This window comes from Streptomyces sp. NPDC051822 (assembly GCF_044452745.1).
In the GTDB taxonomy this organism is placed as follows: domain Bacteria; phylum Actinomycetota; class Actinomycetes; order Streptomycetales; family Streptomycetaceae; genus Streptomyces.
Window position 1 is genome coordinate 814859 of sequence record NZ_JBITBZ010000002.1, and the last position, 12337, is coordinate 827195.

The 12337-nt window shown below is 70.9% G+C and carries 12 protein-coding genes; 8 read left to right on the forward strand and 4 right to left on the reverse strand.

Going from position 1 to position 12337, the window contains the following annotated elements; translation table 11 throughout:
• The first annotated feature begins 160 nt into the window (after positions 1-160).
• Together ACIA8N_RS09480 and pruA are read left to right on the forward strand one after the other, a co-directional pair.
• Positions 161-1087, forward strand: a complete 927-nt coding sequence (locus ACIA8N_RS09480; RefSeq protein WP_365780425.1) for a proline dehydrogenase family protein — start codon at positions 161-163, stop codon at positions 1085-1087.
• Between the two features lie 30 nt (positions 1088-1117).
• Positions 1118-2758, forward strand: coding sequence for an L-glutamate gamma-semialdehyde dehydrogenase (gene pruA, locus ACIA8N_RS09485; RefSeq protein ID WP_365780426.1), 1641 nt, complete (start codon positions 1118-1120; stop codon positions 2756-2758).
• 84 nt (positions 2759-2842) lie between these two features.
• On the opposite strand, the gene ACIA8N_RS09490 is transcribed toward pruA, so the two are convergent.
• Complete coding sequence (locus ACIA8N_RS09490; protein WP_365780427.1) at positions 2843-3727, reverse strand: alpha/beta hydrolase; 885 nt, start codon at positions 3725-3727, stop codon at positions 2843-2845.
• A gap of 110 nt (positions 3728-3837) precedes the next feature.
• On the opposite strand from ACIA8N_RS09490, the gene ACIA8N_RS09495 reads away from it, so the two are divergent.
• Positions 3838-4374 (forward strand): GNAT family N-acetyltransferase, encoded by a 537-nt coding sequence (locus ACIA8N_RS09495; protein WP_365780428.1) that lies wholly within the window; start codon positions 3838-3840, stop codon positions 4372-4374.
• A gap of 22 nt (positions 4375-4396) precedes the next feature.
• Here ACIA8N_RS09495 and ACIA8N_RS09500 read toward each other — a convergent pair whose 3' ends face one another.
• Together ACIA8N_RS09500 and ACIA8N_RS09505 are read right to left on the reverse strand one after the other, a co-directional pair.
• Positions 4397-5155, reverse strand: coding sequence for a hypothetical protein (locus ACIA8N_RS09500; protein WP_365780429.1), 759 nt, complete (start codon positions 5153-5155; stop codon positions 4397-4399).
• Positions 5152-5493: a helix-turn-helix transcriptional regulator gene (locus tag ACIA8N_RS09505; RefSeq protein WP_365780430.1), complete on the reverse strand. Its 342-nt coding sequence runs from the start codon at positions 5491-5493 to the stop codon at positions 5152-5154. The genes ACIA8N_RS09500 and ACIA8N_RS09505 overlap by 4 nt, the downstream gene beginning before the upstream one ends.
• A gap of 273 nt (positions 5494-5766) precedes the next feature.
• Between ACIA8N_RS09505 and ACIA8N_RS09510 the strand changes: the two genes are divergently transcribed.
• The 3 genes from ACIA8N_RS09510 to ACIA8N_RS09520 all read left to right on the forward strand — a co-directional run bounded on the left by ACIA8N_RS09510 (position 5767) and on the right by ACIA8N_RS09520 (position 8367).
• Entirely contained in the window at positions 5767-5898 is a 132-nt protein-coding gene (locus tag ACIA8N_RS09510) for a hypothetical protein (RefSeq protein WP_281181669.1), read from the forward strand.
• A gap of 82 nt (positions 5899-5980) precedes the next feature.
• Positions 5981-7021 carry a 3-isopropylmalate dehydrogenase gene (locus ACIA8N_RS09515; RefSeq protein WP_365780431.1) on the forward strand — a complete coding sequence of 347 codons (1041 nt, stop codon included), beginning with the start codon at positions 5981-5983 and terminating at the stop codon, positions 7019-7021.
• A gap of 257 nt (positions 7022-7278) precedes the next feature.
• Entirely contained in the window at positions 7279-8367 is a 1089-nt protein-coding gene (locus ACIA8N_RS09520; RefSeq protein ID WP_365780432.1) for a branched-chain amino acid aminotransferase, read from the forward strand.
• A 3-nt stretch (positions 8368-8370) separates the two neighbouring features.
• On the opposite strand, the gene ACIA8N_RS09525 is transcribed toward ACIA8N_RS09520, so the two are convergent.
• On the reverse strand, positions 8371-9798 hold the full coding sequence (locus ACIA8N_RS09525) for a cytosine permease (protein ID WP_365780433.1): 1428 nt from the start codon (positions 9796-9798) through the stop codon (positions 8371-8373).
• A gap of 146 nt (positions 9799-9944) precedes the next feature.
• Here ACIA8N_RS09525 and ureA point away from each other — a divergent pair, with 146 nt between their 5' ends.
• Together ureA and ACIA8N_RS09535 are read left to right on the forward strand one after the other, a co-directional pair.
• The gene (gene ureA / locus ACIA8N_RS09530) at positions 9945-10640 is read left to right on the forward strand and encodes an urease subunit gamma (RefSeq protein WP_365780434.1); all 696 of its coding nucleotides are present in this window, start codon (positions 9945-9947) and stop codon (positions 10638-10640) included.
• Positions 10640-12322, forward strand: a complete 1683-nt coding sequence (locus ACIA8N_RS09535) for an urease subunit alpha (RefSeq protein WP_365780435.1) — start codon at positions 10640-10642, stop codon at positions 12320-12322. The genes ureA and ACIA8N_RS09535 overlap by 1 nt, the downstream gene beginning before the upstream one ends.
• The last annotated feature ends 15 nt before the right edge of the window (positions 12323-12337 follow it).

A 12337-nucleotide genomic window follows, 5' to 3' on the forward strand; every position in this document is an offset into this window, starting at 1 on the left:
AGACAAATGTATGAGCCGCTGTCCACGGATGCGTGACAGCTGTAGATGGCGGACGATCGGAGCGATCCATAGGTTTCACGGTGGTTCTTCGTGCTGTTCCCGGTTTCTTACGAAAGAGCGGGTACGGCATCCTTCGTCACCTGTCCTTCTGGAGGTCCCCGTGCTGGGTCCCGTGATCCTCGCCGCGTCGCGCAGCGACAAGATGCGCCGTTTCGTGTCGGCCGCCCCCGGGACCAAGCAGGTCGTCGCCCGCTTCATCGCCGGCGAGTCGGTCGACGACGTCGTCCCGATCGTCCAGGAGCTGAGCGACCGCGGCCTGGAGGTCACCCTCGACGTCGTCGGTGAGGACATCACCACCGTCGAGCAGTCGTACGCCGCCCGGGACGCCTACCTGGAGCTCATCGGCCGCCTCAAGGAGCTGGGCCTCGGCGCCCGCGCCGAGATGTCCGTGAAGCTGTCGATGTTCGGCCAGTCCCTGGAGAACGGCCACGAGCTGGCCCTCGCGAACGTCCGGCCCGTCGTCGCGGCCGCTGCCGAGATCGGCACCACGGTCACCCTGGACGCCGAGGACCACACCACCCTCGACTCGATGTTCGCCATCCACGAGGAGCTGCGGAAGGACTTCCCGCAGACCGGCTGCGTCATCCAGGCGTACCTCTTCCGCACCGAGGACGACGCCCGCCGCCTCGCCGAGAACGGCTCCCGCGTCCGGATCGTGAAGGGCGCCTACAAGGAGCCCGCCTCCGTCGCCATCCAGGACAAGCCCGAGATCGACAAGGCGTACGTCCGGATCATGAAGATCCTGATGGACGGCGAGGGCTACCCGATGATCGGCTCCCACGACCCGCGTCTGATCGCCGTCGCCCAGGAGCTGGCCCGCCGTGCCGGGCGCAAGCTGGACGAGTACGAGTTCCAGATGCTGTACGGCATCCGCTCCGAGGAGCAGCACCGCCTCGCCGCCGAGGGCCACCGCATGCGCGTCTACACCGCGTACGGCACCGACTGGTACGGCTACTTCATGCGCCGTCTCGCGGAGAAGCCGGCCAACCTGCTCTTCTTCGTCCGCTCCATCCTCACCAAGGGCTGAGCCCACCTCTCACAAGGAGTATCGAGTCTTATGGACGCTGTCACCCAGGTCCCCGCTCCGGTCAACGAGCCGGTGCACAGCTACGCCCCCGGTTCCCCGGAGCGTGCCCGCCTCGAGGTCAAGCTCAAGGAGCTGGCCGAGAACCCGCGCGAGCTGCCGATGACCATCGGCGGCGTGAAGCGTCTCGGCGGCGGCGAGGAGTTCAAGGTCGTCCAGCCGCACAACCACAAGGCCGTCATCGGCACCTTCCGCGGCGCCACCACCCAGGACGCCCAGGACGCGATCGACGCGGCCCTCGCCGCGGCCCCGGCCTGGCGCGCGATGGCCTTCGACGACCGTGCCGCGATCATCCTGCGCGCCGCCGAGCTGCTCGCCGGTCCGTGGCGCGAGACGCTGGCCGCGTCCACGATGCTCGGTCAGTCGAAGACCGCCCAGCAGGCCGAGATCGACACCCCCTGCGAGCTCGTCGACTTCTGGCGCTTCAACGTGGCGTACGCCCGCCAGATCCTGGCCGAGCAGCCCCCGGCCAACTCCCCGGGCGTGTGGAACCGTCTCGACCACCGTCCGCTCGAAGGCTTCGTCTACGCGATCACGCCGTTCAACTTCACGGCCATCGCGGGCAACCTGCCCACCGCCCCCGCCCTCATGGGCAACGTGGTGGTCTGGAAGCCGTCCCCGACGCAGACCCACTCCGCCGTGCTCCTCATGGAGCTCCTGGAGGAGGCCGGCCTGCCGAAGGGCGTCATCAACCTGGTGACCGGTGACGGCATCGCCGTCTCCGAGGTGGCCCTGAACCACCGCGACCTGGCCGGCATCCACTTCACCGGTTCCACCAAGACCTTCCAGCACCTGTGGAAGACGGTCGGCACCAACATCGAGAAGTACCGCTCGTACCCGCGGATCGTCGGCGAGACCGGCGGCAAGGACTTCGTCGTCGCCCACCCGAGCGCCGACCGCGCCATCCTGAAGACCGCGCTGACCCGCGGCTCCTTCGAGTTCCAGGGCCAGAAGTGCTCGGCGTCCTCGCGCGCCTACGTCCCGGCGTCCATCTGGAACGACGGCTTCAAGGAGGAGTTCGCGGCCGAGGTCGACGGCATCACCATGGGTGACGTCACCGACCTGTCGAACTTCATCGGCGCCGTCATCGACGAGCGCTCGTTCGCCAAGAACAAGGCGGCGATCGACCGTGCCGCGGCCGACCCGACCTGCACGATCATCGCCGGCGGCACGTACGACGACTCGGTGGGCTACTTCGTCCGCCCGACCGTCATCGCCTGCACGGACCCCGAGAACGAGGTCTTCAAGGCCGAGTACTTCGGCCCCATCCTGGCGATCCACGTGTACGACGACAGCTCTCCTGAGAAGTACGACGAGATGCTGACCCAGATGGAGTCGGTCTCGGACTACGCCCTCACCGGCTCGGTCATCTCCGGCGACCGCGCCGCCGCCGCGTACACGATGGAGAAGCTCCGCTTCGCCGCGGGCAACTTCTACATCAACGACAAGTCGACCGGCGCCGTCGTCGGCCAGCAGCCCTTCGGCGGCGGCCGTGCCTCGGGCACGAACGACAAGGCCGGCGCCCCGCAGAACCTGATGCGCTGGACGCTGACCCGCGCCATCAAGGAGACGCTGGTCCCGCCGACCGAGTACGGCTACCCGCACATGGGCTGACACGCCCGTAGCACCCCCTGATCACCGCCCCCCTCCTCGGTCCCCCAACTGAGGACGGGGGCGGTTCTCATTTCCCGGCGTGTCTCATTTCCCGGCGTGGCGCTTCAGGAAGTCGCCGATCAGCTCCGCGATCCGCGGGGCGTGGGTCTCCAGGGCGAAGTGGCCGGTCGGGAGGAGGTGGATCTCGGCGTCCGGGAGGTCGCGGCGGAAGGCCTCGGCCCCCGCCGGGACGAAGACCTGGTCGCCCTCGCCCCAGACGGCGAGGAGGGGGACCCGGCTGGTGCGGAAGTACTCCTGGAAGGCGGGGTACAGGTCGAAGTTGGAGCCGTAGTCGGCGATCAGGCCGAGCTGGATCCCGTCCTGGCCCTCGCGGGCCATCAGGGCGGCGTCGTGGTGCCAGGCGTCGGGGCTGAGGAGCTCGCGGTACTCGGCGGGGACGCCCGTCTCGTACTGCCACCTGATGCCGTCGAGGGAGCGGATGGCGCGGACCGGCTCCTCGGTCTCGGGGGTGCGGTTCTCGATCAGGGCGAGCACCGGGGCCCAGGCCTCGGCGCCGAGGCCCTCGGTGTAGGCGTTGCCGTTCTGGGTGACGACCGCGGTGACGCGCTCGGGGTGGGCGAGCGCGAGGCGGAGGCCGATGGGGGCGCCGTAGTCCTGGATGTAGAGCGCGTACCGGTCGAGGCCGAGCGCCTCGGTGAACTCGGCGGTGAGGGAGGCGAGTTCGGCGAAGGTGTAGTCGAACTCGGCGGCGGAGGGGGCGGCGCTGCGGCCGAAGCCCAGGTGGTCGGGGGCGATCAGCCGGTAGCCCTGGTCGGCGAGCGGCGGGATCAGGTCGCGGAACATGTGCGAGCTGGTGGGGAAGCCGTGCAGGAGCAGCAGCACGGGGGCGTCGGCCGGGCCGGCCTCGCGGTAGGCGATCTCGTGGCCGCGGACGGTGACGGTGCGGTGGCGGGTCGGCAGTACGGACATCGTTCTAACCCCTTAAGTGCTGCTCGCTGGTTATAGGTCGACCTAACCAGGCCTGCCTGTAACCTGTCAATGACTTTTTAGAGGTTAGGTGCGTATGGAAGGCTGGGCGCATGACCGTGAGGACCGCGCACACCCATGAACTCGGGGCCGCCCGGCTCCGCGCCGTCCGCGAGCTGCTCGACGCCGCCTTCGTGGGCGACTTCGGTGACGACGACTGGGACCACACTCTCGGAGGCGTCCACGCCTGGGTCGAGGACGAGCACGGCATCGCCGCCCACGGCGCCGTCGTGATGCGGCGGGCGCTCCACCGGGGCCGCTCGCACCGCGTCGGATACGTCGAAGGGGTCGCCGTACGGGCCGGGCTCAGGCGGCAGGGGCTCGGCGGGGCGGTCATGGCCGAGCTGGAGCGGGTCATCGACGGGGCGTACCTGTTCGGGGCCCTCGGGGCGACGGACGACGGGGCCGCGCTCTACCGAGCGCGCGGCTGGCGCGTCTGGGAGGGGCGCCTCGAAGCGCTCGGCCCCGAGGGGCTCGTCCACCTCGCGGAGGAGGAGGGCTTCGTCCTCCTGCGTCCCGCGGCCGGCCGTGAACTGCCGGACCCCGCCGCCCCGCTGGTCTTCGACTGGCGGGACGGCGACGTGATGTGAGGGGGCGTGACGTGGGGGAGCGTCAGCTCTCGCCGCGTCGTCGGGCGGCCTCGCGGTCCCGGTGGACGTGGCCCTTGTCCGTCTCCAGCTTCGCCGTGTACGTCGCGCCGATCGCCCAGCCGACGCCGAGCAGCGCGATCGTGTACCCCGGGAGCCCGAGGCCCGTCAGGGACACCCCCACCATGCCGAGCAGGGCCAGCACCCAGATCACCAGCGCCACCTTGCCCCGGGCGCCGAGGAACAGCCACCCGCGCGGGCGGGCGGGCAGCGCCTCAAGGCCCCCTTCGGGGCCGGCGGTCGCGGCCTTCGGGCGCTTGAAGTAGCCGTACATCAGCCACTCGCCGCACAGCTCCCACCCCTCGGGCTCCAGCTCGCCGAGGACCCGCTCGCGGCGCCCGCCCTTGAGGACCTCGCGGCGGTACTCCCAGCGCAGCGCCGCCCCGGGGGCGCGGCGGCAGACGAACCGCCCGATCGCGTCGAGCGACTCCACCTCCCAGCCCTGGTCGCCGTGGACGGCCAGCATCCGCCGGTCGTTGAAGAGGTCGGCCGTCCAGGTCCAGCTCTCCGCCGCCTCGTCCGGCTCGCCCGGCGGCGGCACGAGCCCGCCGAGCTGGGCGGCGAAGGCGGCGACGGGGCCGAACTCCTCCTCGGGGCCCGTCCCGGACTCGGCGAGGTGGGCGCGCAGGTCCTCCACGGTGGCGGCGATCTGCTCGTCCGGCACGCCCGAGGCGTGCAGCGTGCCGGTGAGCGCGCCGAAGTAGCGGTCGGAGTCCTCGGTCATGTCGTGTGTCCCCCTGGGTGGAGCGTGGTCTCGACGGCGCGGTGGAAGCGCAGCCAGTCGCGGCTCTCGGCGGCGAGGTGTTCGCGCCCCTGTGCGGTGAGCCGGTAGTAGCGGCGTCCGGGGCCGCGCTCGGCGGCCCGGAACTCGGCCTCCACCAGACCGGCTTCCTCCAGGCGGTTCAGTACGGGGTACAGCGTCCCGCCCTTGATCTCGCCGAGTCCCGCCTCCGCGAGCGCCTTGGCGATCTCGTACCCGTAGCTCTCTGCGTCGGTCAGGCGGGAGAGGACGAGCAGGTCGAGTACTCCCTTGAGCCAGCTGGATCTGCGGTCTGCGGCCATGGCCGTATTGCATCACCAGCTAGGTAGCAATGCAAGCTAGATAGACATGCCGTGACAGCGCCCCACCTCGGGGTCGTCTCAGATAGTAGGAAGTCCGAGTAATTGTGAGACAGAAGCGCGTTCCTGTCCTAGCTTTGTAGGAGCCGAACGTCCCGCTCCATCGAGCGCAGGGCGGACGAGAGCGCGACGCCCCGAACAGGCAACCCCTGTGGCCGTGCTCCCCGCCCCTTCCGGCGCCTTCGATCACCACTGATCTCGAGGAGTCGATCCCCCATGGCCGCTCAGACCGCCCCCCGCGTCCGCCACTCCGCCCACCGCCCCAGCGACGAGGCCCGCCAGAACGCCGCCGCCGCCCTCCAGCGAGCCCTCGACCGCCGTGACAACGGTGGCTCCACCGGGCACTGAGACGCAACCCGTCCGACATGGCGGTTCGTCCACATGGTGGACGGAGCGTGTCAGACGATGGGACGAAGAGTAGGGTGCCGACATGTCTCACAGCATCAATCTCGCAGTCATTCCCGGCGACGGCATCGGCCAGGAGGTCGTGGCCCAGGGCCTCAAGATCCTCTCGGCCGTCCTTCCCCAGGACGTGAAGCTGGAGACCGAGGAGTACGACTTCGGCGCCAAGCGCTACCACGCCACCGGTGAGACCCTCACCGACGCCGACCTCGACTCCCTCAAGAAGCACGACGCCATCCTGCTGGGCGCCATCGGCGACCCGTCGGTGCCCTCCGGCGTCCTGGAGCGCGGCTTCCTCCTGAAGCTCCGCTTCGCCTTCGACCACCACGTGAACCTGCGTCCCTCGAAGCTGCTCCCCGGCGTCGCCACCCCGCTCGCCGGGCAGCCCGAGATCGACTTCGTCGTGGTCCGCGAGGGCACCGAGGGCCCGTACACCGGCAACGGCGGCACCATCCGCAAGGGCACCCCGCACGAGGTCGCCACCGAGGTCTCGGTCAACACCGCCTTCGGTGTCGAGCGGGTCGTCAGGGACGCCTTCGCCCGCGCCCAGGCCCGCCCGCGCAAGAAGCTGACGCTGGTCCACAAGAACAACGTGCTGACCTTCGCCGGCCACCTCTGGACGGACATCTTCAACCGGGTGGCCCAGGAGTTCCCCGAGGTCACCACCGACTACCTGCACGTCGACGCCGCGACGATCTTCCTCGTCACCGACCCGGCCCGCTTCGACGTGATCGTCACCGACAACCTCTTCGGCGACATCATCACCGACCTCGCCGCGGCCGTCTCCGGCGGCATCGGCGTCGCCGCCTCCGGCAACATCAACCCGAGCGGCGAGTTCCCGTCCATGTTCGAGCCGGTCCACGGCTCCGCGCCGGACATCGCGGGCCAGGGCAAGGCCGACCCCACGGCCACCGTCCTCTCCGTCGCCCTCCTGCTGCGCCACCTCGGCTACGAGACCGAGGCCGCCCGGGTCGAGAAGGCCGTCGCGGCCGACCTCACCGAGCGTGGCGACGCCGTCCGCACGACGGACGAGATCGGCGACGCGCTCGCCGCGCGAGTAGCGAGCTGACCCGCGCCGACTGACTTCTGACAGCAGCCGCCGGGTCGCAAACCTGCACCCGGCGGCTGTACCTGTGCGGCCGCAGGGTGCCACCATCGAACCCTGGACCGCGTTCACCCGTTTCGTACACCGGTCCCCGCGAGCGATAATCGGACGTGGGGCCGTGGCATACGGGCATGCTCGGACGTCCACACGGTCATGGACTTCGGTCGATGACGGAGGCGTGACGCGGTCCTACACACACAACCGGTGAAGGACACGCACTCATGACGACGCCCACGATCGAGCTCAAGCCCTCCTCCAGCCCGCTGTCCGACGCGGAGCGCGAGGCGATCCTGGCCAACCCCGGATTCGGCCGCCACTTCACCGACCACATGGTCACCATCCGGTGGACCGAAGGCCGTGGGTGGCATGACGGTCAGCTCGTGCCGTACGGCCCGCTGCACCTGGATCCGGCCACGAACGTCCTGCACTACGCGCAGGAGATCTTCGAGGGCCTCAAGGCCTACCGCCGCCCCGACGGCTCGGTCGCCAGCTTCCGCCCGGACGCCAACGCCCGCCGCTTCCAGGCCTCGGCCCACCGCCTGGCCATGCCGGAACTGCCCGTCGAGACCTTCGTCGAGGCCTGTGACGCCCTCGTCCGGCAGGACAAGGCGTGGGTCCCGGCGCACGGCGGCGAGGCCTCGCTCTACCTGCGCCCGTTCATGATCGCGACCGAGGTCGGTCTCGGCGTCCGCCCGGCCAACGAGTACCTCTTCGTGGTCATCGCCTCCCCGGCAGGACCGTACTTCCCCGGTGGCGTGAAGCCCGTCTCCATCTGGCTCTCGGAGAACCGCGTCCGCGCCGTCCCCGGCGGCGTCGGCGACGCCAAGACCGGCGGCAACTACGCGGCCTCCCTGCTCGCGCAGGCCGAGGCGGCGGCGAAGGGCTGCGACCAGGTCGCCTACCTCGACGCCGTGGAGCACAAGTGGGTCGAGGAACTCGGCGGCATGAACCTGTACTTCGTGTACGGCAACAAGCTCGTCACCCCCACCCTCACCGGTTCGCTGCTCGCCGGCATCACCCGTGACTCGCTGCTCAAGCTCGCCGCGGACCTCGGTCTGGAGCCGGAGGAGGGCCGCGTCTCCATCGACCAGTGGCAGGCCGACAGCGCGAACGGCACCCTGACCGAGGTCTTCGCCTGCGGCACCGCCGCCGTGATCACCCCGGTCGGCACGGTCAAGTCCGAGCGGGGCGAGTGGCAGCAGTCGGGCGGCGAGCCCGGCGAGGTCACGATGAAGCTGCGCGAGGCGCTGCTCGCCATCCAGACGGGCAAGTCCGCGGACGTCCACGGCTGGATGCACGAGCTGGGCTGATCGCTACTCCGTAGCCGCCAGGGCTTCCGGGGCCGTCGCAGTGACGGTCGCGGGAGCCCTGTTCGGCGTCAGTACGGCGTACAGCGCGCCGCCCACGATCCCCGACACCACGAAGCTGCAGTCGATCCCGCCCGTCAGGGCGAGCAGCGGCCCCTCGTAGAGGGGCGTCGACACCGAGGCCAGGCCGGCCGCCGCGCCGATCGCCCAGGAGGCGGTGGCGCGCGGGTGCCAGCCCGCCGAGAACCAGTAGATCCCGCCGCGCGCACGGCGGTTGTAGACCTGGAGCGCCTCCGGGTCGTACGCACCCCCGCAGCGCGCGTGCCCGATCAGGGTGATCACCGCCCACGGGGTGCCGATCGCGGTGAGCAGCAGGACGAACGAGGTCATCGCGGTCTGCGCGTCCGAGGCGAAGTGGCCGAGGAAGACGAAGCCGGTGGCGACCGCCGCGACCACCAGGGTGGCGCGGGCCCGGGTGGCCTTCGGCAGGATGGCGTCCAGGTCGAGCCCCATCGAGTACAGCATCAGGCCGGCGTTGCCGACGGAGCCCGCGGTGGCCGCGATGAGCAGCGGGACCAGGTACCAGACGGGGGAGGCGGCGACGAGCGGCCCCGCGTAGTCGAGCGATCCGCGGGCGGCGAGCGCCGTGAACGTACCGAAGAGCTGGGGGATCAGGAGGCCGACGACCAGGCCGAGACAGGTGGCCCGCAGGACCGTGCGGGAGCTGTGCCGCTCGGGGGAGACGTACCGGGTGTAGTCGCCGAGCAGCGTGATGAAGGCGACCGGGCCGCTGAGGCCGGCCGCGACGGCGGAGAGCAGCCAGGTGGGCCAGAACGAGCCGAGCAGGTACGGGGTGTCCGCCACCGCCGCCGTCGTGAAGTCACCGGCGTAGGCGACGACTCCGAGGGCGAGGAGCGCGGTCATGCCGACGGCGAGGGCCTTGCTCAGCTTGAGCAGCAGCCGGTAGCCGTACACCGCGCCGACCACCGTGCAGGCGGCGAGCAGCGCGTACACGACGGCGTGGGTGGCGTCGCCGGTCGGCAGGCCGGTGAGCCTGGCGAGCGTGCCCACCATCACGTCGCCGCCGATCCAGAGGGTCAGCGCGGTGTAGCCGAGCGAGAGCAGCAGTCCGACCACGGAGCCGACGAGCCGGCCCCGGACGCCGAAGAAGGCGCCGGAGGAGGTGGAGAGGTTGGTCGCGGTACGGAGCGAGACGAGCGCGAGCGGGGCGGTGACGGCGACGCCCACGAGGGTTCCGGCGACGACGGAGGTGACCGAGGCCCAGAGGCCGAGGCCGAAGGAGGCGGGGAGCCAGCCGAAGACGATCACCCCCAGGCAGAGGTTGGATCCGAGCAGGATCGAGACGAGATCGCGGGGGCCGCTGGTGCGTTCTGCCTCGGGGACGGTGTCGACTCCGCGCTGTTCTATCGGCATGGGGACTCCTGGGGAAGGGAGCGGCGGGGTGGAGGGTGACAATTTAGAGTGACACTCAATGTGACCTGACCCTTGCTGGCGAGTCAATGCTTGGATCCCTGCGTCTCAACATTTAGAGTGTCACTCAAACAGGAGGTGTTTCGGACGTGCGACTGACCCCCACGGAACGCGACCGGCTGCTGCTCTTCGGTGCCGCCGAGCTCGCCCGTGCCCGCCGGGCCAGGGGCCTGCGGCTCAATGTCCCCGAGGCGACCGCGCTCATCGCGGACACGGTCTGCGAGGCGGCCCGCGACGGCAGGCGACTCGCCGAGGCGATCGAGGCCGCCCGCTCGGTCCTCGGCCCCGACGACGTCCTTCCCGGCGTCGCCGACGTGGTCACCGAGGTCCATGTCGAAGCCGTCTTCGACGACGGCTCACGGCTCGCGGTCGTCTCCGACCCGATCGGCGGCGGCGGCCTCGGCCCGGCGGCGCCCGGCGCGCTGCTTCCCGGCCCCGGACACCCGGAGACCGAGCCGGCGCTCACCCTCCCGGTACGGAACACGGCCACCGTCCCGGTCAGCGTCACCTCCCACTTCCACTTCTTCGAAGCCAACCCGCGCCTCGACTTCGACCGGGCCGCCTCCTACGGCATGCGGCTCGCCATCCCGGCCGGCGCCTCCTTCCGCTTCGACCCGGGCGGCGAGGCCGAGGTCCCGCTCGTACCGATCGGCGGCGCCCGCGTCGCCATCGGCTTCGCGGGCCTGGTCGACGGCCCGCTGGACGCGCCCGGCGCGAAGGAAGAGGCCCTGCGGCGCGCGGCGGCCTGCGGCTACCTGGGCACCGAGAACGGAGACGACGTCTGATGGACCCGTACGAGTACGCATCCGTGCACGGCCCGCGCGCCGGCGACCGTGTCGTCCTGGGCGACTCCGGGCTCGTCGTCCGGGTCGAGTCGGACTCCCAGCGGCCCGGCGACGAGTTCCTCGCCGGCTTCGGCAAGACCGCCCGCGACGGCCTCCACCTCAAGGCCGCCGCCGTCCGCGAGACCTGCGACGTCGTCATCAGCAACGTCCTCGTGCTCGACGCCGTCCTCGGCATCAGGAAGGTGTCGATCGGCATCCGCGAGGGCCGGATCCACGCCATCGGGCGGGCCGGCAACCCCGACACCCTCGACGGCGTCGACGTCGTCGTCGGCACCGGCACCTCCATCGTCTCCGGCGAGGGCCTCATCGCCACCGCCGGAGCCGTCGACACCCATGTCCACCTGCTCTCCCCCCGGATCATGGAGGCCTCGCTCGCGAGCGGCGTCACCACGGTCATCGGGCAGGAGTTCGGCCCGGTCTGGGGCGTCGGCGTCAACTCCCCGTGGGCCCTGCGGCACGCGTTCAACGCCTTCGACGCCTGGCCGGTCAACATCGGCTTCCTCGCCCGCGGCTCCTCCTCGGACCCGGCGCCGCTGGTCGAGGCGCTCGCGGAGGGCGGCGCGTCCGGCTTCAAGGTCCACGAGGACATGGGCGCCCATACCCGCGCCCTGGACACCGCGCTGCGGGTGGCCGAGGGCCACGACGTGCAGGTCGCCCTGCACAGCGACGGCCTCAACGAGTGCCTGTCCGTGGAGGACACCCTCCGCGTCCTCGACGGCCGTACGATCCACGCCTTCCACATCGAGGGCTGCGGCGGCGGACACGTCCCCAACGTCCTGAAGATGGCGGGCGTGCCGAACGTCATCGGCTCCTCCACCAACCCCACGCTGCCCTTCGGCCGCGACGCGGTCGCCGAGCACTACGGGATGATCGTCTCCGTCCACGACCTGAAGACCGACCTCCCCGGCGACGCCGCCATGGCGCGCGACCGGATCCGGGCCGGGACGATGGGCGCGGAGGACGTCCTGCACGACCTCGGCGCGATCGGCATCACCTCATCCGACGCGCAGGGGATGGGAAGGGCCGGCGAGACCGTACGCCGGACCTTCGCCATGGCCGGGAAGATGAAGGCCGAGCTGGGCCCCATGGAGGGCGACGGCCCGCACGACGACAACGCGCGCGTGCTCCGCTACCTGGCCAAGCTCACCATCAACCCGGCGATCGCCCACGGCCTCGCCCACGAGATCGGCTCGATCGAGGTCGGGAAGCTGGCCGACATCGTGCTGTGGCGGCCGGAGTTCTTCGGAGCCAAGCCGCAGCTGGTGCTCAAGTCCGGCTTCCCCGCGTGGGGGGTCGTGGGCGATCCGAACGCCGCCACGGACACCTGCGAACCGCTCGTCCTCGGACCGCTGTTCGGCGCGCACGGCGCCACCGCGGCCGACCTCTCGGTCGCGTTCGTCGCCCAGGCCGCCGTCGACCTCGGCGCCGACAGGATGCCCACCCGGCGCCGCCGCGTCCCCGTGCGCGGCACGCGCGGGATCGGCCCCGCCGACCTGCTGCTCAACTCCCGGGTCGGAGACGTCCAGGTCGACGACCGCACGGGACTCGTCTCGCTCGACGGCTCCCCGATCCGCTCCGAGGCGGTCGAGTCCGTCTCCCTCAACCGCCTCTACTTCCTCTGACCCCGCTTAAGGACC

Coding starts and splice junctions, on each gene's coding strand:
- pruA (WP_365780426.1), top strand. CDS start 1,118: ATGGACGCTGTCACCCAGGTCCCCGCTCCGGTCAACGAGCCGGTGCAC.
- ACIA8N_RS09515 (WP_365780431.1), top strand. CDS start 5,981: ATGTCTCACAGCATCAATCTCGCAGTCATTCCCGGCGACGGCATCGGC.
- ACIA8N_RS09535 (WP_365780435.1), top strand. CDS start 10,640: ATGGACCCGTACGAGTACGCATCCGTGCACGGCCCGCGCGCCGGCGAC.
- ACIA8N_RS09520 (WP_365780432.1), top strand. CDS start 7,279: ATGACGACGCCCACGATCGAGCTCAAGCCCTCCTCCAGCCCGCTGTCC.
- ACIA8N_RS09495 (WP_365780428.1), top strand. CDS start 3,838: ATGACCGTGAGGACCGCGCACACCCATGAACTCGGGGCCGCCCGGCTC.
- ACIA8N_RS09505 (WP_365780430.1), bottom strand. CDS start 5,493: ATGGCCGCAGACCGCAGATCCAGCTGGCTCAAGGGAGTACTCGACCTG.
- ACIA8N_RS09490 (WP_365780427.1), bottom strand. CDS start 3,727: ATGTCCGTACTGCCGACCCGCCACCGCACCGTCACCGTCCGCGGCCAC.
- ACIA8N_RS09500 (WP_365780429.1), bottom strand. CDS start 5,155: ATGACCGAGGACTCCGACCGCTACTTCGGCGCGCTCACCGGCACGCTG.
- ACIA8N_RS09510 (WP_281181669.1), top strand. CDS start 5,767: ATGGCCGCTCAGACCGCCCCCCGCGTCCGCCACTCCGCCCACCGCCCC.
- ACIA8N_RS09525 (WP_365780433.1), bottom strand. CDS start 9,798: ATGCCGATAGAACAGCGCGGAGTCGACACCGTCCCCGAGGCAGAACGC.